The 22,014-nt window shown below is 57.5% G+C and carries 18 protein-coding genes; 10 read left to right on the top strand and 8 right to left on the bottom strand.

What is annotated here, in order from left to right; translation table 11 throughout:
* Positions 1–33: 33 nt before the first annotated feature.
* Entirely contained in the window at positions 34–807 is a 774-nt protein-coding gene (locus GFN93_RS12305) for a patatin-like phospholipase family protein (protein ID WP_328594605.1), read from the bottom strand.
* A 17-nt stretch (positions 808–824) separates the two neighbouring features.
* On the opposite strand from GFN93_RS12305, the gene GFN93_RS12300 reads away from it, so the two are divergent.
* A complete protein-coding gene (locus GFN93_RS12300; RefSeq protein ID WP_153501358.1) occupies positions 825–2,045 on the top strand; it encodes an MFS transporter in 1,221 nt (406 codons plus the stop codon).
* An 18-nt stretch (positions 2,046–2,063) separates the two neighbouring features.
* Here the strand turns inward: GFN93_RS12300 and ada are convergent, their stop codons facing one another.
* Entirely contained in the window at positions 2,064–3,110 is a 1,047-nt protein-coding gene (ada, locus tag GFN93_RS12295; protein WP_153501357.1) for a bifunctional DNA-binding transcriptional regulator/O6-methylguanine-DNA methyltransferase Ada, read from the bottom strand.
* 148 nt (positions 3,111–3,258) lie between these two features.
* Positions 3,259–3,924, bottom strand: coding sequence for an OmpA family protein (locus GFN93_RS12290; protein ID WP_153501356.1), 666 nt, complete (start codon positions 3,922–3,924; stop codon positions 3,259–3,261).
* Positions 3,925–4,063: 139 nt separating this feature from the next.
* On the opposite strand from GFN93_RS12290, the gene GFN93_RS12285 reads away from it, so the two are divergent.
* The 6 genes from GFN93_RS12285 (at position 4,064) to GFN93_RS12260 (ending at position 11,185) form a co-directional block, all read left to right on the top strand.
* Positions 4,064–4,888: a lysophospholipid acyltransferase family protein gene (locus GFN93_RS12285; protein ID WP_235901824.1), complete on the top strand. Its 825-nt coding sequence runs from the start codon at positions 4,064–4,066 to the stop codon at positions 4,886–4,888.
* Positions 4,889–4,994: 106 nt separating this feature from the next.
* Positions 4,995–6,596, top strand: coding sequence for an FAD-binding oxidoreductase (locus GFN93_RS12280; RefSeq protein WP_153501354.1), 1,602 nt, complete (start codon positions 4,995–4,997; stop codon positions 6,594–6,596).
* 12 nt (positions 6,597–6,608) lie between these two features.
* A complete protein-coding gene (locus GFN93_RS12275) occupies positions 6,609–8,114 on the top strand; it encodes a glycerol-3-phosphate dehydrogenase/oxidase (RefSeq protein WP_153501353.1) in 1,506 nt (501 codons plus the stop codon).
* Positions 8,114–9,673 (top strand): FGGY-family carbohydrate kinase, encoded by a 1,560-nt coding sequence (locus GFN93_RS12270; RefSeq protein WP_153501352.1) that lies wholly within the window; start codon positions 8,114–8,116, stop codon positions 9,671–9,673. Before GFN93_RS12275 ends, GFN93_RS12270 begins: the two co-directional genes overlap by 1 nt.
* 83 nt (positions 9,674–9,756) lie before the next feature.
* The gene (locus GFN93_RS12265) at positions 9,757–10,752 is read left to right on the top strand and encodes a hypothetical protein (RefSeq protein WP_153501351.1); all 996 of its coding nucleotides are present in this window, start codon (positions 9,757–9,759) and stop codon (positions 10,750–10,752) included.
* A gap of 4 nt (positions 10,753–10,756) precedes the next feature.
* The gene (locus GFN93_RS12260) at positions 10,757–11,185 is read left to right on the top strand and encodes a MerR family transcriptional regulator (RefSeq protein ID WP_153501350.1); all 429 of its coding nucleotides are present in this window, start codon (positions 10,757–10,759) and stop codon (positions 11,183–11,185) included.
* Positions 11,186–11,228: 43 nt separating this feature from the next.
* Here the strand turns inward: GFN93_RS12260 and GFN93_RS12255 are convergent, their stop codons facing one another.
* Positions 11,229–13,115 carry a cation:proton antiporter gene (locus tag GFN93_RS12255; RefSeq protein ID WP_153501349.1) on the bottom strand — a complete coding sequence of 629 codons (1,887 nt, stop codon included), beginning with the start codon at positions 13,113–13,115 and terminating at the stop codon, positions 11,229–11,231.
* 306 nt (positions 13,116–13,421) lie between these two features.
* On the opposite strand from GFN93_RS12255, the gene GFN93_RS12250 reads away from it, so the two are divergent.
* Positions 13,422–14,609 (top strand): multidrug effflux MFS transporter, encoded by a 1,188-nt coding sequence (locus GFN93_RS12250; protein WP_153501348.1) that lies wholly within the window; start codon positions 13,422–13,424, stop codon positions 14,607–14,609.
* A gap of 2 nt (positions 14,610–14,611) precedes the next feature.
* Here the strand turns inward: GFN93_RS12250 and GFN93_RS12245 are convergent, their stop codons facing one another.
* Both GFN93_RS12245 and GFN93_RS12240 read right to left on the bottom strand, forming a co-directional pair.
* Complete coding sequence (locus GFN93_RS12245; protein ID WP_328594602.1) at positions 14,612–17,011, bottom strand: ABC transporter permease; 2,400 nt, start codon at positions 17,009–17,011, stop codon at positions 14,612–14,614.
* Positions 17,004–17,681 carry an ABC transporter ATP-binding protein gene (locus GFN93_RS12240; RefSeq protein WP_153501347.1) on the bottom strand — a complete coding sequence of 226 codons (678 nt, stop codon included), beginning with the start codon at positions 17,679–17,681 and terminating at the stop codon, positions 17,004–17,006. The genes GFN93_RS12245 and GFN93_RS12240 overlap by 8 nt, the downstream gene beginning before the upstream one ends.
* Here GFN93_RS12240 and GFN93_RS12235 point away from each other — a divergent pair.
* The gene (locus GFN93_RS12235) at positions 17,680–18,363 is read left to right on the top strand and encodes an arylesterase (RefSeq protein WP_407921794.1); all 684 of its coding nucleotides are present in this window, start codon (positions 17,680–17,682) and stop codon (positions 18,361–18,363) included. The genes GFN93_RS12240 and GFN93_RS12235 overlap by 2 nt on opposite strands.
* The gene (locus tag GFN93_RS12230) at positions 18,356–18,970 is read left to right on the top strand and encodes a DUF924 family protein (protein ID WP_153501346.1); all 615 of its coding nucleotides are present in this window, start codon (positions 18,356–18,358) and stop codon (positions 18,968–18,970) included. Before GFN93_RS12235 ends, GFN93_RS12230 begins: the two co-directional genes overlap by 8 nt.
* A gap of 6 nt (positions 18,971–18,976) precedes the next feature.
* Here GFN93_RS12230 and GFN93_RS12225 read toward each other — a convergent pair whose 3' ends face one another.
* Both GFN93_RS12225 and GFN93_RS12220 read right to left on the bottom strand, forming a co-directional pair.
* On the bottom strand, positions 18,977–19,456 hold the full coding sequence (locus GFN93_RS12225) for a DUF4442 domain-containing protein (protein ID WP_153501345.1): 480 nt from the start codon (positions 19,454–19,456) through the stop codon (positions 18,977–18,979).
* The gene (locus GFN93_RS12220) at positions 19,449–22,013 is read right to left on the bottom strand and encodes a DUF349 domain-containing protein (RefSeq protein ID WP_153501344.1); all 2,565 of its coding nucleotides are present in this window, start codon (positions 22,011–22,013) and stop codon (positions 19,449–19,451) included. The genes GFN93_RS12225 and GFN93_RS12220 overlap by 8 nt, the downstream gene beginning before the upstream one ends.
* Between the last annotated feature and the right edge of the window lies 1 nt (position 22,014).

Below are 22,014 nucleotides of genomic sequence, written 5' to 3'. Positions count from 1 at the left end.
GGTGTGCCCCTGCAAAGGGGCACCCGCTTTGTATTAGTCATTGGCAAGCACGTGAACACGGCCCACAGTCACAGGCAGGGCCAATGCCTGTCGGGTCGCCTGATATGCATGCTCAAGCGCCATGTATCCCTGATCAAGCTTGTTGGGACCGCTCCGGGGAACAGCATCAATAGTCAGTGTGACCAGGTTGGGCCGCTGGGGTGGTATCAATGCCGGGCTTTGACGTGTTCGCCATGGGGAACGTGACTGCAAGTGGTGATACAGTACCCGCTCGCCAGGCCAGGTACCGGCCAGGCCGTGGCGATCGGAAATTCCGCCATCCCAGTAGCGTTCACCGCTAATGGTTGCAGGCTGAAACAATCCGGGAACAGCGCATGAGGCATAGATGGCCTCCACCGCGTTGCCCTGACACAGCACCCGGGTGCGTCGGCTGCGCCCGTGCCATGCGGAGACGGCGACGGGTTTTAGGGCGTCGGCAAGATCATTTACTGGCAGCATGTCCTCCAGCATGTTGCGAAAATGTCTGCCGGCAAGCAGGCCAAGCCCTGGGGCCGGATCCCAGAAATCCTCCTTGGTGAGGGAAAGCAGGCGTTGTTCGATAGTGTCGAGCGCACATCCAGCGGCTACGCAGGCTCCCACCAGGGCGCCAGCGCTGGAACCAGTAAAACGTGCAGGTGCGATACCGTTTTCATGCAGGGCTTTAACGACCCCGAAATGGGCAAAAAACCCAAAAAAACCGGACGACATGCCCAGTGTGAATGGGTGGCTGGTGAGCCAGTCCGCCAACGAAGGGCCAGGTTGTGACACAAGGCGAATCCTCGATAATGAATGGCAGCAAGCGTAACGCGAGCACCCTGCAACACTCAATTCTATTGATGGCGGTAGCCGCTACAGCCCTTGGTCAGACCCTGGTTTTCACCTTGCTGCCGTCCCTCGGCCGCGCCACTGGTATGGCGGAAATGGAGGTCGGGCTGATTATCAGTTGCTCTTCACTGATCTTTGCACTGGCCAGCCCGGTGTGGGGTACGGTCAGTGAATCGCTGGGGCGAAAATCCGTATTGGTCATCGGGCTTACCGGCTACTCCGTGGGTACGCTTCTGTTCGGGCTGGTGTTTCACGCGGGTCTTAACGGCTGGATAACGGGCGCTGTCCTGGTGGCAGGGCTGGTGCTGAGCCGTATGCTGCAGGCAGCGATTATGGCTGCCACACCTGCAGCTGCAGCGGCCTACACTGCCGACATCACAACCCCCGAACAACGTACACAGGGTATGGGAAGAATTGGTGCCGCCAATAATCTTGGCACCGTCATTGGCCCCGTATCGGGTGGTGTCCTGGCCGCCGTTTCCCTTGTTTTTCCGCTTTATGCGGTTTCAGTGATCACTGGGTTGATGGCGATCACCACGGCAATGTTTCTGCCACCATCTCCTCAGGTTCGCAGTCAGAGAACCATGAATCTTCGCCAAACCCTCAAGAAAGGGCTGGGAGCTTATGCGGATCCTCGTTTACGTGACCTGTTGATGACCGGGGTGATGCTTTTCATGAGCTTTGCACTGATACAGCAAACCCTGGGCTTCCTCTTCCAGGATCACTTTCACATGTCTCCTCAAGACTCAGCCCGAACGCTCGGCCTGACAATGATGGCTGCCGCGATTACCTCGCTGTCCGGCCAGATTATCGTTGTGCAATGGTTGCGGGCACCTGCCGTCTTGTTGATTGCCATGGCCGTGCCGGCAATCGGCGCCGGAGCGGTATTGCTGTGGGTGGTGGAATCCCAGCTCCTGATGAGCGCTGCTGTACTGCTGGTGGGGCTGGGGCTGGGCTTTGGCATGCCGGCAATCATGTCTCTGGCCAGTCTGCGAGTCAGTCATGAGGAGCAGGGCAGAGTGGCCGGCCTTGCCAGTGCTTGTCCTGCGCTGGGCTTTATTCTCGGGCCCCTCGTCGGTACGGGGCTGTACACCCTGGATCATCGCTGGCCGTATCTGCTGGTAATGGCTTTGATGTTACCGCTAAGCCTGCTGGCCTGGCGGCTGGTTCGGCGCTCCTGAACCTGCACATGCCGGGTTTCAGGTGGAATTCTCGCGATCGAGCAACGTCGCTTTGCGCTCCACGCCCCAGCGATATCCGGAAAGGCTGCCATCACTGCGCACAATGCGGTGACAAGGTATGGCGACGGCCAGTACGTTAGCAGCACAGGCGCCTGCCACCGCGCGCGCAGCGCCTGGCTTGCCGATGGCTTCTGCCAGTCCCTGGTAGTTCAATGTTTGGCCCGCTGGCACTTTTCGGAGAGCCTCCCAAACCTGTCGCTGAAAAATGGTGCCGCGGATATCGAGAGGCAGGGCCAGGGGGTGTCTGGGGTTGTCGATGAATCCGATGACCTGGCTCACCCATTCATTAAAGTCGCGATCTGGAGGACAAAATTCCGCTTTAGCGAAGTGCTTTTGTAAATTTTCTACCTCTTTTTGAGCATCATCCCCGAGAGAAATCCAGCATAACCCCTTGCTGCTTGCGGCGACCACCAGGGCACCCAGACTGGTCTGCGCAGCGGTAAAGGTCAGAATCTCACCCGCACCGGATTGCCGATGGCTGCCCGGGGGCAGGCTGCTAAACAGTTTAAATTCAGAATAAAACTGACTGCTGGATTGGTACCCTGCGTCGAGTAATGCCTCGGTAGTGGACTTGCCGCGTCCCAATTCACGATAGATGTTTTGCTGTCGTAGTGCTCTTGCGTATTCCAGTGGGCTTAATCCTGTCAGCGTCTGGAATCGCTTCTGCAGGTGTGCCTCGGTGTAGCCCAGAGCGGAGGCAAGCGACGCCAGGTCTGCGTTATCCGGATCCTGCTCAATAAGTCGACAGACTCGTGTAGCCAGTGCGGATCGGGGATCCTTTTCCTGTAAGGGCTGGCAGCGTTTGCAGGGGCGATAACCTGCCTGTAGCGCCTCTGCGCAACTGTCGAAGAAGCGGATATTCTCGCGCTTGGGTAACCGCGAAGGGCAGCCCGCACGGCACACCACTCCTGTCGTTGTCACGCCATAGAAAAAAGGCTCACTCGGGTGCCTTGCCCGTTGACAGAGGGCTTGCCAGCGATGGTCATTGAGCTGTTGGTCATTCATGGGAGAGGCTCATCAGGGGCATGATTTGATCATACCTTTCCTGTGCCATCTGGCATCCGGGATCTTGTGATGAAACTTGATTGTTTTCGAAAACCAGATACAAAAACGGCAGGCCCTGGGCCTGCCGTTTGTCATGCAGGTAAAGCGATTACTCGGTGAACGGGATCAGTGTCAGCTCTACGCGACGGTTCTGTTCACGACCGCTGGCAGTACCGTTGCTGGCAATCGGTTGGGTTTCACCAAAGCCGACCACGTCCATGCGCACCTGCTCAACACCGAAGCCACCCAGTTTATTGGCAACGGCCTGGGCACGCTGCTGGGAGAGCAGCAGGTTGTAGCGATCACCGCCGGTGCTGTCAGTGTGACCCGCAACCTGGATCATGGTGGACTTGTACTCTTTGAGGACCTCAGCGACAGCATCCAGTACCGGACTAAAAGAGGGCTTCACAGTGCTGCTATCGGTATCGAAGGTCAGATTGCCCGGCATGTTCAGGATAATGTTGTCACCATCCCGGGTAACAGAGACACCAGCGCCTTCCATTTTCTGACGCAGCTTGGCTTCCTGTACGTCCATGTAGTAACCCACACCGCCACCGGTTACCGCGCCGATACCCGCACCTTTCAGGGCGCGTTCTTTACGCTCTTTGGCGCTGTCGGAAGTGGCAATACCGATCAGTGCACCTGCTACAGCGCCGATGGCGGCGCCAGAGGTGGCTTTGGAAGTCTGCTTTTCCCCGGTGTAAGGATTGATTGTGCTACAGCCGGTAATAGCTACGGCACTGGCAAGAACCAGAGAACCCGCAAAACGTTTCATGGAAACTCCTTGGACGGTAAAAATGTAATAGGTTTTTTTTAATGGTTTAGGCACGTTTTAACCATAGCTGCGGTGTAAAAGCTGGTAAAGTCCCGCTTTGCTATTTTGCCAACCCTACCAACAAAGGACCGTTTTGACATTGAAAAGTTCGACGTTTACGCCGCCATCCCTAAAGTCTCTGGACAAACGCCTGCGCGTGCAGCGCTGGTATTTTGCCCCGCGTTTACGTGGTTCAGAGAACGTGGATCCACAGCGTCCGTCCCTTTTTGTTGGTAACCACGGTCTGTACGGACTCATTGATTCTCCTCTTTTTGTGGCAGAACTGTATCGGGAAACCGGCGTGTACCCGAGAGCCTTGGGAGACCATTTTCACTTTCAGATACCCGGATGGGGCCCTTTGCTCGAACGTTTTGGGGCGGTAGACGGGACGCCGGAAAACTGCCAGGCGCTGATGGAAAGCGGTCAGCATATTCTGGTGTTCCCCGGTGGCGGGCGTGAAGTCGCCATGCGCAAGGGCGAAGAGCACCGGTTGGTGTGGAAACAGCGAACCGGATTCGCGCGGATGGCGATTGCCCATGGCTACGATATCATTCCCTTTGCATCGGCTGGGTGTGATTACACCTACGACGTTTTGTTTGATGGGGAGGCGTTCAAGACGTCACGGCTTGGTCAACGGGTACTCAAGAATGGCAGGGTGAATAACATTCTCCGGGACGGGGATCTGTTCATGCCACTCGGCCGTGGCGTTGGCCCAACCCTGGTTCCAAGGCCGGAGCCTTTCTGGTTTCAAATTGGCAAACCCATTCGTACCGATCGCTGGGCAGGACGAGCTGGCGACAAGGATGCCTGTTGGGAATTGCGTGAAGAAGTGGCATCGTCTATTGAGTGCATGTTGGCCGAGCTGGAGCACGACCGTGCGGATGCAAGGCATAAGGGTTGGCGGAAATGGTTCCTCAAGGACTGACACCGCGCTGAAAGCGTGTCCGAAAAAGTCCATCCTGCTGTCCCGCTACGCCAGTGAAACACCCCTGATTCAGCGCTAACATGCCAAAAAATCAGGAGAAATTTCCATGCGACGCTGGAATGGCTGGGGCGATAGCGCCAACGACTACCCTTTAAAACCCTCCGGATTGACCTTCCTGCAGTCGCGGCTGGGCAAGGCTTCGCCATTACAGGATGCCGAGTTGGCGGCGGTGGTTGCCAAAGTGCCGAAAAGCCGACTCCATGCCCATCCCCTGATCGATACTTCACCGGAAATCCGGGTGCGCCATGCCCGTGGCCAGAGCCTGCCGGATTGGCTGGCCATGCGGTCTGGAGATGTTGGACACTTCCCGGACGGTGTTGCGGAACCGGAAACCTCGCAACAGGTTCGGGAACTGCTTGACTGGGCAATCGGCCAGGAAATCATTGTTATCCCTTATGGTGGCGGCACCTCTGTCGCTGGGCACATCAATCCGCAAGGTGGTGACAAGCCGGTATTGACCTTGTCTCTGGCCAGAATGAATTCCCTGATTGATCTCGACAAGGAAAGCCAGATTGCCACCTTTGGGGCCGGTACACCGGGGCCTCTGGTCGAGCAGCAACTCAAGGGAAAGGGGTACACCCTTGGGCATTTTCCGCAATCCTGGGAGCTCTCCACTGTGGGTGGCTGGGTGGCCAGTCGCTCCAGCGGACAGCAGTCCATGCGTTATGGTCGCATTGAGCAGATGTTCGCCGGTGGCAAGGTGGAGACACCCCGTGGGACCCTTGAAATTCCTGCTATTCCCGCTTCCTCTGCCGGCCCGGATATCCGCGAGATTGTACTGGGCTCCGAAGGTCGCCTGGGGGTGATCACGGAGGTGAAGGTGCGAGTCACGCCGTTGCCGGAAACGGAGACCTTCCAGGTCGCCTTTGCGCCTAACTGGGATGTGGCCGTGGAGCTGGTGCGTGGGCTGACCCAGTCCCGTTTGCCGTTGTCGATGCTGCGTGTATCCAATCCTGAAGAGACTCGCACCCATTTGATGTTGGCCGGCCATGAAAAGATGGTATCCCTGTTGCATCGTTACCTGGCGGTGCGTGGATGCGGTGATCGCAAATGCATGATCACGTTTGGCGTGACTGGCGAGAGATCCCAGAGTCGCCAGATGCTGGCAAGCTGCAAGCGCCGTATCCGTGCCGCGGGTGGCGTCATGATTGGAGAGCTACTGGGCAAGAAATGGGAAGAGTCCCGGTTCCGTTCACCGTATCTGCGTCATGGATTGTGGGAACATGGCTATGTGGTGGATACCTTTGAAACGGCGGTGAACTGGAAACAGGTAACCTCGGCCATGACCGCCATGGAGCAGGCCGTGCGTGACAACGCCGGTGACGGTGAAGAGGTTCATGTCTTTACTCATCTCTCACACCTGTATCCGCAGGGTTCCAGTATCTACACCACTTACGTGTTTCGATGCTCTGATAGCTACGAGAAGACACTGAAGCGCTGGCAAACCATGAAAAAAGCTGCGAGTGATACGGTGGTCGCCCACGGTGGAACGATCAGCCATCAGCATGGAGTAGGGCGGGATCATGCACCCTGGCTGAAGCACGAGAAGGGCGCACAGGGCATGCAGATTATCAAGGATCTGGTACATGCAATGGATCCCCGACAGCAACTCAATCCGGGTTGTCTGCTCCAGGATGATCAGGACTAACAGGAAAGCAACATGCTTGGCAAACGCAACGAAATCGATCAACTGGCTGACCAGCAGTGGGATCTACTGGTTATTGGTGGCGGTATTACCGGCGCTGGTGTCATGCTGGAAGCGGCCCGCCGCGGCCTGAAAGTCCTGCTGGTAGAGCAGCGTGATTACGCCTGGGGAACGTCCAGCCGATCATCCAAGATGGTGCATGGCGGCCTGCGCTATATTGCTCAGGGCGATGTCAAACTGACCCGTCATTCATTGCTGGAACGCGAACGGCTGCTCAAGGAGCTGCCCGGTCTTGTTGAGCGCGCCACCTACCTGTTCCCCCTGAGAAAAGGGGTATTTCCCGGGCGCTGGCCCATGAAAGCTGTGCTTTGGTTATACGACTTTCTGGCGGGCATCCGTGATCACCGTTACCTCTCCTTGCAGCAGGTGAAAGAAAGGGCGCCGGCGCTAAACACTGACGGACTTACAGGGGCCATGTGTTATACCGATGCCCTTACCGATGACTGTCGTCTGGTAATGAGAACCTTGCTTGAGGCCACCCGTCACGGTGGCGTTGCCGAAAACTACCTGCAAGTGACAAGTGTTGCCCGCGAAGAACAGGGTTTCAGTGTTTCGCTGCACGACCTGGTATCAGATCAGAAACGAACCGTTCAGGCGAAGCAGGTCGTGAATGCCACCGGCGCCTGGGCAGATCGTTTCTCCGGCAGTGAAGCAAGAGTCCGCCCCCTGCGCGGTAGCCATTTGTTTGTGGATCCGGAAAGGCTGCCGGTTTCAGATTGCCTGACGGTGATGCACCCCGAGGATGGTCGCCCGGTATTTGTGTTTCCCTGGGAAGGGGTGACCTGCGTAGGAACCACGGATCTGGATCATCCTCAGGATATGGATATCGAAGCCAGTGCCTCCAATCAGGAAGTGGAATACCTGCTGACATTGATCAACAGCCAGTTCCCTGGCCGGGCCATTTCCCGTGAGGATGTGTTTGCCACCATCGCGGGGGTCCGTCCCGTGATTGCCTCCGGCAAAGGGGGGGATCCCTCCAAGGAGCGTCGCGATCATGCCGTCTGGGGTGATAATGGCGTGGTTACGGTCAGCGGTGGCAAGCTCACCACTTTCCGTCTTATCGCCCTTGATGCGTTGCTGGCAACCGGCCTGATCTCCGAGGGAGAGCATCGAAAGGGGCAAAAAACCAAGGCGGCCATGTACAGCAAGCTGGAGGCGGCTCCGCCTGCCGTTGATGAGTTTCTGCACGCCAACCAGGATGACGATGACTTTTTTGACTGGTTGCTCGAGCAGGAAGCCGTTCAGCACCTTGATGACCTGATGCTAAGGCGCACCCGTCTGGGCCTGACACGACCTCAGGCTGGGGTGGCGGTACTTGAACGCCGTCGCGAGCAGATCAAGGCCGCGCTGGGTTGGGACGATGAACGCTGGGAAAAGGAACTGAGCCGCTATCTGGACATTCATCAGCAGTTCTACGGCGTACCTGTTGCACCGGTGGTGGATAACAGGAAAGCGGGCTGATGGAAGCCCCCCTGTTTCTGGCGCTGGATCAGGGTACCCAGAGTTCCCGTGCCATGCTGTTCGATGCCGCCGGTGAACTGGTTGCCAAGGCGCAGCGCCATATCGAACCCTATGTGGCTCGCCAGCCTGGCTGGGCAGAACAGGATGCCGATTATTTCTGGGAAGAACTGGGCCAGGCCTGTCAGGCCTTGTGGCTGGAGTTCCCAGAGCTGAAAGCACGTGTTGTGGGCGTGTCGCTTACCACCCAGCGCGCCTCTGTGGTGTGTCTGGATTCACGCAAGAAGCCATTGCGCCCGGTCATTATCTGGCTGGACCAGCGCCGTGCCGCACGCCCCCCGGAGCTGCCATTATGGCTATCTGCCCCGGTAAAATTGCTGGGGCAGGGTGAGACTCTCCGCCAGTTTCAGTCCAAAGCGGAGTGCAACTGGCTTGCCGAGGATGAGCCGGACATCTGGTCTCGGACCACACACTTTCTGCTGTTGTCAGGCTATCTGAATTACAGACTCACCGGTGAAATCCGTGATTGTACCGCCGCGCAGGTGGGCTATATCCCGTATGACTACAAACGCAGCCAGTGGGCCGCGAGTCATGACATGAAATGGAAGGCATTGCGAATCCGGCCTGATCAACTCCCGGAGTTGGTTGCGCCCGGCGAGCAAATCGGCCGCATTACCGAAAAGTCCAGCCGCCACACCGGAATTCCGCAGGGCCTTCCTGTGATCGCCAGTGGCGCAGACAAGGCCTGTGAAGTGTTGGGCTCAGGTGCATTCTCACCCGAGATCGGCAATCTCAGCTATGGCACCACCGCCACCTTCAATACCTGCAATGCACGCTATGTGGAACCGATCCCCTTTGTGCCAGCCTACGGCGCAGCAGTCCCTGATCGCTTCAATTCTGAAATTATAGTGCAGCGTGGCTACTGGATGGTGAACTGGTTCAAACGGGAGTTCGCCAGAGAAGAAGTGGATCGAGCTGAGCAGCTGGGTGTCTCACCGGAATCGTTGTTTGAATCGTTTCTGACCGAGACCCCCCCTGGCGCCATGGGGCTGACGCTACAGCCGTTCTGGAATCCGGGGGTCCGTATCCCTGGCCCGGAAGCCAAGGGCGCCATTGTCGGCTTCGGTGATGTGCATACCCGGGCGCATCTCTACCGAGCCATCATTGAAGGGATCGCTTATGCGCTCCGTGAAGGCAAGGAGCGTCTGGAAAAGCGTAACGGCGTCAAGGTCACTCACCTCAAAGTATCAGGAGGGGGCTCCCAGAGTGATGTCATCATGCAGATCACGGCGGACATCTTCGGCATCCCTGCCGAGCGACCGCACACCAGTGAAACCTCAGGTTTGGGCGCGGCAATAAACATCGCTGTCGCCATGGGCATTCACCATGATCACCAGGCTGCGGTGCACGCTATGACGCGCCCTGGGGCCCGTTTTATGCCTCGCCCCGAATATGCGCGAACGTATGACAAGCTCTATCGGCACGTTTATCAGCGTTTGTATCCACAACTGGCACCGTTGTATCGCTCAATCCGTCGTATCACTGGTTATCCCGCCCGTTAAGCTGGCTGAACCGCAGATACCCCCATGCCGGACCCGCTCTGGGGAGATATGCTAGTCTCGCTAATTTGCGAGTGGGTCATTGCATGCGTCGGGTGTCGTTGCGAATTTTTCTTTGGCTGTGGTTGTGCACAACCCAACAGATCCATGCTGCTGAGTCGGCCACGCTGTCAGCTATCCGCGCGGATCTTCAGACTGGCTCATTGAATGCATTACTGAAGCGGCAGGCGGTTGTGGGCGTGCCCACCTTCATCCTCGAAAAGTGGCTGATTGATACCCGTTTTCAATCTTTTGCCGTTACCGGGTTCAACGAAAATCCCGAACGATTTGCAGTGCGCCTGCGTCTCCATTTTTCCGCTTATGAGGCGAACGAGGTCTCGCCAGTTGCCTTTATTCGAGTTGCCGGCCGCTCAGGTAAGCGTTACACCGTAGACCAGTTCCATGATTACACCACGGGCCTGGATCTAGTCGCATTGGAATCGCAGCAAGAATGGCTGACTTCAGCGGACGGCAAGGAGTTTCTGTCGACCTTGAGCAACACGCCGGAGGCTGACGTGTTATCGGGCCTGGCACAGGGGCGCAGCCCGGTATTGGCGCTGTGGCTTGCGCAGTGTGCCGGCCAGCCCTGTGAAACCATTGCGTTGGCGGCGCAACGAGAGGGCCCTGAGCCGGCGGTCTGGCAGCTGCAACGTGCTTTTTCAGAGGGAGACAAGTATCAGGCGCTGGCGAGCCTTGACGCCATGAGGGCGGCGCTGGGAGAGGACCCATGGCTGTGGCAGCTGGCTGGGGTGTATGCCCGGGCCCATGGTCATTGTGTTTGGGTGGCCTCGGCTATGCAGGCCCAATGGGCTAAAAATCCTGAGAGCAGGGTGCTGGCCGACACCTCCTTGCAATGTACGCTTGCCAGTATGGGAGAAGCCGACCCGGCTCTGGATAAGGAGGGAACTGCCTTTCTCAATCGGCTGTCCGATCAAATAGGCCCGGGGAATTTGTCTCAAGCTATTATCGCGTATCATGAACAACATGACCGCCCGATTCCGGATGCCTTGGCCCGCTGGATGGCTACAACCCGAGGAGAGTGACACCATGCGCGTTTCTGATCTGGCACGTCAGGCCGACACGACCAGTGAAACAGTCAGGCATTACACCGATATTGGTCTGCTCAAACCCTTCCGGGATCCGGGAAATGGTTACCGTCATTACGACGTGGCGGATTTGCGCTTGCTGCGGTTTGCCCTCAAGGCGCGATCCCTGGGGTTTACTCTGGCGGATATCCAGTCTCTGGCGACTGCCTCGGAAGAAGGGGAAACGCCCTGCGTTCAGGTACGCAGCCTGATTGAACGCCGACTGGAAGAAGTGGAATCTCGCATTCGCGAGTTGCAGGCATTAAGTGAAAGAATGCGATCCGCCATGACTGAGTGGCAGGACAAGCCAGACTGCCATCTTGATGATGGTCGAGTCTGTGGCTTGATTGATGCGGTGGTGGGTGAAGACGAAGCCCGATCTGGCCGCTGAGGCTCTTGGCTCTACACATTCATCGTACAGCGGCCGTTCGGGTTTACTGGTTATCCTTGTCTTTTTCCTTCTCTTTGTCGGCGGCTACTTTCTCGGCCGCCGCTTCTGCGCGGGCTTCAGCCCTTGCCTCTTCCTTTGCTGCATCTTCCTTGATCAGGCCCAGTACATGCCAGCCTGCCTTGGGCTCGGGCTGTGACTCCGCAGTGAACACCTGAATGCGATCACGTGGGTCGATCGCAAAAAGAGGCCAAACCTGACGCCCGGGCGTATTGCGATAGGCGTCAAAATCGAACTCTTCTGTGAGGCGGGTTTTTCGAATTTCCGCTCCCTGGCTCAACAGACTGGCGAGGCGGGCATAGCTCATGTCGGCACCAAAGAGAGTGGCTCCACGATGCTCGGGTGCCACCTCATGCTTCACTTCCTTGTCCGTCTTCAGAGTGGGAAGGCTGAAAATATTCTGTTCGCCGAATTCAATCCGGTAGCGCATGGTGGACATGGTGTTCAATTCACGGCGGGGGCTAAGGCCGAGAAGCTTGCCGCTCCCCACGAGATCCAGGTATTGGTCTGCATGCTGGGATACCGGGTTACCATAAAAGGTTCCCAGCCCCTCCATGCGAGCTGCGCGAATCGCTTCCCAGCTTGAATCAGTGACAGTGACCGGGAAGTTGTTCTTTTGTAGCGCTGCGCCAATGGCTCTGGCTACCGGGTTGCCGCCGATGATCAGGAAGCCGCGTGGAGCCGGCTCTGCCACTTTCAACAGTCTCGCCAGCGGTCTGGCAGTAAGACTCTGCAATGCCACCGTGCCGATGATCACCATAAAGGTGAGAGGGACCAGCATTTCCGCACCAGCCACGCCATTCTGCTGGAGACGCTCGGCAAACAGCGCCGAGATTGCCGCTGCCACAATACCGCGAGGGGCAATCCACGCGAGCAGTGACTTTTCCCGCCAATTGAGCGAAGACCCCATTGTCGAGGCCAGTACCGAAAGTGGACGGGCAACCAGCTGGATAATCACCAGTACCGCCAGGGCGGTCGCACTCAACTGGCTTAGCTCCTCCATTTGCAGACGGGCTGCAAGCACGATAAACAGCACTGAAATGAGCATCACCGAGAGGTTCTCCTTGAAGTGGAGAATGTCATCGGTGCGCACACCCTTACGGTTGGCAAGCACGATACCGGTCGCGGTAACGGCCACCAGGCCGGATTCTTCACTGAGGCCATTGGCCAGCACAAACTCCCCGATCACCATGGATAGCACCAGGAAGCTGCGCAGGTATTCCGGGATCAGGTGACGACGAAGCAGCTCGGCAAGTCCCAGAGCGACCAGGGAACCAATCACGCCACCGACCAGAATGGCCTGGAAGAACAGCCAGAGAGAATGGAGGATGGCCCCGTCCTGCCCGGTGGCAACCACCAGCTCGTAGGCCAATACCGCGAGAATGGCGCCGATGGGATCAATCACGATGCCTTCCCATCGCAGCAGGCGGGATACGCTGCTGACTGGCCGCACACTACGTAGCAGCGGAACAATAACCGTCGGGCCGGTCACTACCACCAGGGCTCCAAACAGCAGCGCCAGGCCCAGGGGCAAATCCAGCAGCCACCACGCGGACAGGGTCACAACCGACCAGGTGATCAGCGCGCCCCAGGTCACCAGTCGCTGTACCGTTTTCTCAAGACCGCGAATCTCATCGAATCGCAGGGTCATTGCACCTTCAAAGAGGATAATCGAGACCGCCAGAGAGACGCCGGGTAGTAGCAGATCGCCGAACAAGTCTTGCGGTGAGACCACGCCAGTGAGCGGACCCAGCGCCAGGCCGGTGAGCAACAGGGGCAGAATCGCAGGGAGTTTGATCCGCCAGGCAAGCCACTGACAGGCAAAGGCAACAACGGTGATGATGGCCAACTGATAGGCGATTTCTAACTCCATGGAGCCTCCTGGCGAGGGTGATCAAAGAGGGTGGAGGGGAGGGAAGAAATCAGAAGCAGGTTATCCATGGCCAGGCAAAAAACGCTGGCCGAACATCCGGTTGGCACAGAAAGCATGCAGTACACTCATAATGGTTCGGGGTAATACTCACAGCCTGTCCGGCAGCTGGCAACCGCTTTCTGGGCCCTTTTACGTTTCGGGTACCAAGTGTGCGCTTGGTTACCGTTTGTGAATCGTATTCATTTTTCGGTGATGCAGGGCGCCAGCTAGGATAGACTTGCCGCTCGCACACACAACGGGACCTTTATGCCTACTATCAGCGCAGGCCGGCTGGCCGTCATTCTCGGTTCACTGGTCGCGCTTGGCCCTCTGGCCATTGATACCTATTTGCCGGCATTGTTGACCATGGCAGGCCATTTCCAGGTGCCCATCCATGATGTGGAGATCTCCGTGAGCGTCTATGTCATGGGGGTGGCGGCCGGTCAGTGGCTGGGAGGGCCATTCTCAGATCAATTTGGGCGTAAACCGGTGGCTTACGGAGGCTTGCTGCTATTTGTAGCAGGAAGCTTGATGATTCCGTTTTCAGCGGATGTGCAGCAGCTCTATGTGCTGCGCTTTCTGCAGGCCCTGGGTGGCGGTGCCACAGCGGTCATTGCGGCGGCTTCTGTCCGTGATCATTTTTCAGGAAAGGAAGCGGCACGAGTTCTCACCACCATCGGACTGGTGATGCTCCTGGCGCCACTACTGGCTCCTGCAATTGGCTCGTTATTATTAAGCACCGCGGGATGGGAAAGCATTTTTTACATGCTCGCCATCTACGGCATGATGCTGGGGCTGGTGGTTGCGTTCATGTTGCCCACGGTCAGTGCACAAGGTGGGAATGAGCCTTTGCGCAAGCGGTTGTTCACATCCTATGGGCGGGTAGTCCGTGAGCGCCGGGCGATGGGGTTCATTCTTGCCAATGCGCTGTCCTTCAGTGCCATGTTCACGTTTATCACGGATGCCGCTTTTCTGTACATGGATTACTTCGGGCTCAGTGCGGCCCAGTTTCCGATCGCCTTCGGGGCGAATGTGGTGACCATGCTCGCCCTGAATCGGCTTAACGTGATTCTGCTCCGTTACTATGAAACCGCTGCCATCATGCGAGCCGGGTTGATCATCCAGAGTGTGGCGGCCATGGTGCTCCTGCTACTTTCACTCAGTGGGTGGTTGACCCTGTGGATGGTGATCCCGCTGGTGATGGTAGTGTGCGGCATGATGGCTCTGGTGATGCCCAATGGCATTGCCTGCTTCCTCAGCCTGTTTGAGCGTGATAGTGGTGCCGCGACAGGGCTGAATGGCACCCTGCAGTTCCTGATGGCGGGGGTGGTGGGTGCCGCTCTGGGCAGTTTCCATAATGGCACCCCATTACCCATGACGCTGCTGATGACGATGGCCAGCGTCTCGGCGCTAATGCTGTTCCTGTTGCTGACCCGGGAGGAGCCTCGGTCATAGTGCTACTGACGTGCTTGCTCCCGGCTTGTCATCGGTGGAAGAAAAGCCACTGTTAACGTCAGCAGTAGTGGCAGCAACCAGGGAAGGGCCTGCCAGAGACTGAAGGGCAACCTGCCGTCAAACAGGCGCTCGCCCAACGGCCACAATGCCAGGCTGTGTATGAGAGTGGCCAGCAACGCTGCGCCACCGGTCATGAAGAACGCCTGCAAAGCAGCGGTTTTCCGCAATATGGGAGTCTCTGCGCCCAGCGTAGTCAGGAGACTGTTATCACGGCGCAGTTGATCTGCCGTAGTGAGTATGGCTGCACTCAGTACCAGCAATGCCGCCGCCATCAACAGGGCGCCGACCATAAAGGCTGCCTGGCTGGCCTGGGCAATAATATCCTGAAGGCTGGAAAGGATCGCGTTAACATCCAGCAAGCTCACTTGCGGGAATTGTCCAACGAGCTGGCTGAGCTCAGCGGCCCGGTCCTCCGGCAGGTAGAAGCTGGTAATCCAGGTACGATCCTGGGAAGACAGGGTTCCTTCAGCGAACATGAAGTAGAAGTTCGGCGCAAAGCTTTCCCAGTCCACTTCGCGAAGACCGGTTACCGAGGCGGTGATGGGCATGGCGGACCCTGTAAAGGTGACTTCGTCGCCCACTTTGAGCCCCAGAGAGTCTGCCAGCTTGCTTTCTACTGTCACTTCCCCGGGTTGGTTGGCCATGCGGCCTTCAGAGACAAGATTACTGTCGGGTAGCGTGTTGCTCTCGGTCAGAGAGAGGTCCCTGTTCAACGCGCGTTCGGCACGATCTTCCTCTTTTGTCACGGCATCACGAACCGACTCACCATTGATACTGGTCAGCCTGGCGCGCACTACGGGATAGAGCGGCTGTACATCACTGTTATGTTGATCAAGCCACTGCTCAAAGCCCTCCAGGTCTTCATCGAAGAGATTGATGACGAAATAATTCGGTGCCTGTTCGGGCAGGGTGCTCTGCCAGTCTGAAAGTAGCTGACGTCCTGCGTGCATGGACATGGAGAGCACCGACAGGGAAATGATCAGCGCAGCCAGAAGGGGCAGGGTAGTGGTCTTGCGACGACTCAGCCGACGGAATGCGAGCCTGGCAGGCAAGGGGGCACTGCGGAGCAGGCTGTCGATCAGCATGATCAGCGGCCAAAGCAACACGGGCAGGCCAATCGCGATCGCACAGGTTAACAGCAGCAGCGGCCACAGAGTGGTAAACGAGCCTGTGAGAAGCAGTGCCAGAGGAATGGGGGTTGCCAGGGCAATCAGCATTGGCAGGCGGCTGCCAATGTCATCTGCTCCTCTCAGCAGGGAAAGCGGTGACAGCGACAGTTGTTGCCAGAGTGTGGGCGCTGCGAAACCGAGCCAAAGGATAACCGGGCCAGTCAGGCCCTGGAGTACAGCCTGCCACTGGAATGGGGCATTGCTATCGAGGCGTGTGGCAATGAACGCACCTAGCATGGAAGCAAGCAGTACCCCGGCCAGGGCGGGTATAAACAGGGCCAGAGCGTCAGCACCCAATAGCCGTTTGGCGATCTGTTGCTGGTTGGCACCCACGGTTTTCATGACTGCGCACAGGGTTTGCTGCTGCCGGGCACGATGGCGGGCAGTCAGGAATATCGCCGCAGCACAGAGCAGTACTACCAGCATGATGGCCAGTTGCGACCAAAGGAACAGTTGCTGGATGGGACCTCGCTCACGAAGCTCCGTGTTCACCACCGTCTCCACTTCCTGATCCGGTCGAAGTGTTGCCGCCAGTGCTTGCTCCAGCCTTTCCCTTTCTTGCTCCTCCGCAGCAACAAGCAGGTTATGCCGGTAGCGGCTGCCGGCTCCGAGGACGCCGGTGTCATCCAGATCCTGCAGGGAAATCATTGCGCGGGGGTTCATGCTGTAAAAGCCGGATTGCTGGTCAGGCTCCTGCACGATGACACGCTCGATAAGAAAGGCTTTTTCACCGAGGGTGATGGTCTGACCAACCTGCATTTTCAGTCGATCCAGAGCCTGGCCTGCCAGCCAGATGTTGCCGGGTTGCGGCCCCGAGGTTTCATCATAAGGGCTTGAGAAGCGATCATCGCTGACCTGAATCTGACCGTACAACGGGAAGCTTTGCGATACTGCGCGAACACTGGCCAGCAGAAACTGCTCCTCGTGGATCAACACGCTGGCAAAATTGACGCTCTCAGTGTGTGGCATTGCCTCGAGTGCGTTGCGTTGGGCAGGTTCGGGGAATCGCGTGCCTTCAAGTACCAGGTCGCCACCCAACGCCACCGCCGTGCGCTGATTGAAACGATCGTCGACACTGTTGCGCAGTACCAGCATGGTGGTCATGGCGATGGCGGCGATAAAAATGGCCAGCGCCTGCAGCCGGAATGCATTGGAGCGCCAGGCCTTAGTCACTGAGCTGGCCCTCGTTCAGTACGAACTGGCGCTGGCAGCGTTCTGCCAAGGCCGGATCATGTGTCACCAATACCAGCGCAGTGCCTTGCTCCTTGTTCAGATCGAAGAGCAGATCGGCCACATGTTGGCCATTGGCAAAGTCGAGGCTACCGGTGGGTTCGTCGGCAAACAGGATGGAAGGGGACACAGCAAAGGCCCGGGCCAGGGCCACGCGTTGCTGCTCGCCACCGGATAACTGGGCAGGGTAATGATGCTGGCGTTTGCCAAGACCCACCTGGTCCAGCCACTGCTGCGCGGTTTTACGGGCTGAACGCTTACCCAATATTTCCAGGGGCAGCATGACATTCTCGATGGCGGTCAGGTCTGTCACCAACTGAAATTGCTGGAAAACGAAGCCACAGTGCTGTCCCCGTTGGCGAGCCCGCTGGTCTTCGCTCAACTGGCTGAACGATTCGCCTTTGAGACTGACAAATCCTGAGGTCGGAACATCAAGTCCTGCCAGCAACGAGAGCAGGGTAGACTTTCCCGAACCAGAAGGGCCAGTAATGGCCACACTGTCACCGGCAAAGACATCGAACGTGATACCCTGAAGGAGTTTGAGGTTGCCTTCCGGACCGTTAACCTCTTTACCCAGATTCTGTGCGCGCAATACCGGAGATTTTTCATTCATGTCTGTCAGGCTACTCATGTTACAGCGTTATCGGCTGATGGCTTTGTCGGTTCTTGTGACCACGCTGTTGGCAACAGGTTCGGCCAGTGCCCAGTCGGTTTTGATCCTTGGTGATAGTATCAGTGCTGCATATGGGATGGAAAAAACCCAAGGCTGGGTTCACCTTTTCCAGCAGAGGCTAATGCCCCATTGCAGCAATTCCCGGGTGATCAATGCGTCAGTTAGTGGTGAAACGAGCGCAGGCGGCAAGTCCCGTCTACCGGAATTGCTGGGCCAGCACAGTCCGGATATCGTTGTCATCGAGCTGGGCGGCAATGATGGCTTGCGTGGGCTGTCGCCTATCGCCATGCGTCGAAATCTGGAGTCCATGATTTCACTCACCCGGGAGAGCGGTGCCAAGCCGGTATTGCTGGGGATGCGTATCCCCCCCAACTACGGGCCACAGTACACACGCTTGTTCGAGCAACAGTTCCAGTTGGTGGCTGAGCAGATGAATGTTCCGCTGATGCCATTCTTCCTTGATGGCATTCTTGAACACGGTGGCTTTCAACAGGATGGCATCCACCCTTCTGTGGAAGCACAGCCCCTGTTGTTGCGTAATGCCGAATCGGTATTAGGCCCCATTCTTCCTGACTGTTATGCCGGGAACAGCGCCACTGCAGAGGCCGATGATCATGTTTGACCTGATGTCCCCGTGGGACAGCATCCTCGATTACTGGTTTGAAGATGGCCTGAGTCGCGGCTGGCCCAGTGATCCCGCCACGCGTAAATGGTTTCGCTCTACACAGGGAGATGATGCGGAGATTGAGCATCGCTTTGGTGATGCGGTCAGTGCAGCCCTGCAACAGGAGCTGGTGGAGTGGGAGCGTCACCCGGAATCCCGCCTTGCCCTGATACTGTTGCTGGACCAGTTCACCCGTCATATCTACCGCGGAACCGCTAATGCCTTTGCCGGCGATCACCGTGCTGCCACCCTGGCTGTGGAGGGGCTGTCACGGCGAATGAACACCGGCTTGCCTGTGTGTGGCCAGGTCTTTTTTGTCATGCCGTTAATGCATTCCGAGGATGCGGATCTTCAGGACCTGTGTATTCGTACCCTGATGGAAGTGGAAAAAACAGCCCCTGACTTTGCCGCCAGTCACGTGCAGTTGCATCTGGCTTCTGCCCGGCACCATGCAGAAATCATTCGCCGCTTTGAACGCTTTCCCCATCGCAACAAGGTATTGGGACGCGAAAGCACCCGGGAAGAGATCCGGTTTCTTGAGGAAAGTGGCCGTTTCGGACAATAGGCCTTTTCAATGTTGTTGAGGCTTGAGCCGGATATAGAGCGTCTTGGTGATGCGGGCAACACATTCACCATGCTCATCAACAATCTCCACGTCCCAGCTTGGCAGGTACTTGTCTCCGCCTGACGTGTGCTTTTTTATCTCTTCGATTCGCTCTTCTGTGAGCACGAAGCGGGCATACACCCGCCCCTTGCCGGGTTTGACAAAATCGATACTGGCGGATTTGTCCCACACCACATACTCGGGGCCCATGACATTCATCACCATGAGCATGTAGAAGGGATCAATCATGGAGTACAGGCTGCCACCGAAATGTGTGCCTACGTAATTGCGGTTATACCAGCGCAGCCCCATGGACACTTTCAACTCACGGAAGTCCTCGGCCAGATAGTCCACCCGCACACCTGCGCCCAGATAGGGGCCATACAGGTTGAGAAACCAGCGTAATCCGGCGGGGCTTCGTGCAAAGCGGCCAAGCAGCTTACGCATTGCCTGGCTCCAGTACCGCCAACGCATTCAGGAGGCGCTGGCGTTCGGTTACGGTGATGGCGCCATCGTAGGTGTTAAGCAGTCTTGCCATCTCATCCATTACGGCGAAGCCTTGCTGTTTCATGGCGCTGGGCAGCGCTTCCAGCTGCCAGGCCAGACGACGTTGCCGCTCCGGCTCGGGGGAAGGGACTCCGGCCAGTGCCTCAAAAGCGACTGCGAGCATCAGCGCAGATTCGTCTGTGCTATCTGAGGGTGTGAGTGCCTCAACCTGCTCCTGGAGCTGATGCCAGCGTTGCCAGTCGCCAAGGCGGGCGAGTCGCTCCTGGGCGCGACGGCGCAATTGCTGAACCTGGCGATTCACTGAGGTGGGCAGCCTGCCATCGGTGGCCTCATCAAGCGCCTGCAACGTTTCTCGCAGGGTAGCTGCATTGGATTCAGAGAAATCGGCATCCAGCGCCTCTTCCAGAGCAGAGAGCTGGGCAGCAATCTGCACCTGCTTCTGGGCCTGCTCGGCCTTGTAGGCATCTTTCTGTTGATCTCTGGCCTTGAAGACCTGATCAATGACCTTGCGGAACTGTTTCTGCAAAGGGCGATGACGGGAAGGCGGCAGCCAGGGGGTGTTACGCCATTTTTTCTGGATTTCCTGCGCCTGAGCGATGGCGTTCCGCAGATCATCTCCGTCCAGCGAAATCTGCTCCGCCTGGCGAATCAGCTGTTCACGTTCCTGCTCGGCCAGCTTGCTGTGTTCGGTGATCTGTTCATCCAGAGTCGACAGGGCAGCTGAAAAGCGCTTCTGTGCATCGCGGGCATCGGTGAAACGTACTGGGTGATGACGCTGCCAGTCCTTGGGGGCCTGCTGACGAATTTGCCAAACGCCTTCCCAGTCTGCCTTGCTCCAGTCCTGGTTTTCGATGAAGCCCTCCAGTTGCCGGCAAAGCTCAATGCGTTTTGCCAGATTGGCTTTACGTTGGGCGTCTTGTTCTGCGAAATGCGCCTTGCAGGGCTCGTAGGCGATGTCCGTGGCTGCCTTGAAGCGATCCCACAGGGCCTGATCTTCATCCTGATCAGAACTCATCAGGCTACGCCATTCTTCGTGAAGAGCCTGGATAGCGCTGGCCAGTTGCGGCGCATCCATGGTGCTGTCCTTCAGCTGATCCATTTTTTCGCAAAGCTCCAGTTTTTTGGGCTCCGCGGCAAAACGATGCCAGTCCTGAAGCTCGGCACGCCGATCGCTCAGCTTTTCAAGCTCACGTTTCAGTGGTTGCGCGTCACCCTCGGCAATAATCGCTTCTGCCTTGTGCCACAGACGATTGGCATGACGCAGGTTGCCCTTGTCCAGCTCCCTTTTCAGGGCTATCAGCAGCCCACGGTGAGGGTTGGGCTTGCCTGACTTGATGATTTTTTCCGGCTTTTGACTGGTGGCTTTCAGAATGGCTTCCAGGCGCGGCGGACGGGCGTATTCGGCTGGCCATTGCAAAGCCAGGGCCTGCAATTTTTCCGGATCTTCACTGTTCTCGCTGGCTGCGGAGGCCAGATCAAGCATGGCCTGGAATGCCGCCGTCAGGTTCTCGAAGGCATCTTGCTCATCGGCACTGGCCTGGGCCTGCAGGCTGGCACCTTCCCAGCGACGCTGCTGTGTTGCCAGAGCCGAGCGCATTTCTCCCAGCTGGTTTCCCCAGGTTTCGCCACAGGCTTCACCGAGCAGTTGGTAGAGCGCTTTGCAGGCCGCATTGCGTTCCATTGCCGCAGTTTCTTCTAGCGCTTTTCTGCGGTGCTCTTCCTGGAGCTCATTGAGCTGCGCGCGGCAACGATTCAGGGCTTCATTGACGCGGGTTGCCAGTTCCGGACTGGCCACTGAGGAAGAGGCCTGCCATTGCTGTTCGAGTTGCTCAAGACGTGGGCCATACAGCGCATCCACACGCCGGCGGGCATGCTGTTCAAAACGGTCAGCCAGCTGGATGACACGGGCTGACTCGGCGTCTTGTTGCTGCTGCTGATCTTGCAGGGCTTTGGCAGCATCCCTGGCAATGCGAACCACGCGTTTGTCACGGCCTTCGCGGGCCAGCCGTTTCAGATCAGAGAGTGAGCGGATCTGCTGTGCGGCGGCCACCCGTACCGGCTCACTCGGTCCTTCAAGTGCCAGGCTGTAAAGCAGCGGGGCATTGTCCAGCCGTTCGATCGCTGCCTGCTGGCAGGCCTCATCCGGGCTATGCGTGGCGATATGTGCCAGGACCTCAGCGTTGCCCGTGAGCCTTACCAGGCGCAGGCGGGTATCATGCGGCGGAGCATCGGCGGTGGTGCCGGCGAGCAACGCCATAATGCGCATGGAGGCTGCCTCCCGAACGGTGGGAGCAGAGTCCTGATTAAAGATTTCATCGAGTAAATTGAAATCCGTCAGTTTGCCAGTAGCGGCGGCACGAACCAGGGTGCTGGCATCGCCGCGGGCCAGTTTCGCCAGAATATCGGCCTCTTCTGAGGCGCAAAGATGTTCAATGGCTTTAAGACGGATGTCGGGGTTGGTGTGTTGCCAGCGCGGTTTGAGAAATCGACCAAACATA

The organism is Alcanivorax sediminis (genome assembly GCF_009601165.1).
Taxonomy (GTDB): domain Bacteria; phylum Pseudomonadota; class Gammaproteobacteria; order Pseudomonadales; family Alcanivoracaceae; genus Alcanivorax; species Alcanivorax sediminis.
The sequence above is the reverse complement of the archived record's forward strand: the minus strand, read 5'-3'. Positions and strand labels throughout refer to the sequence as shown.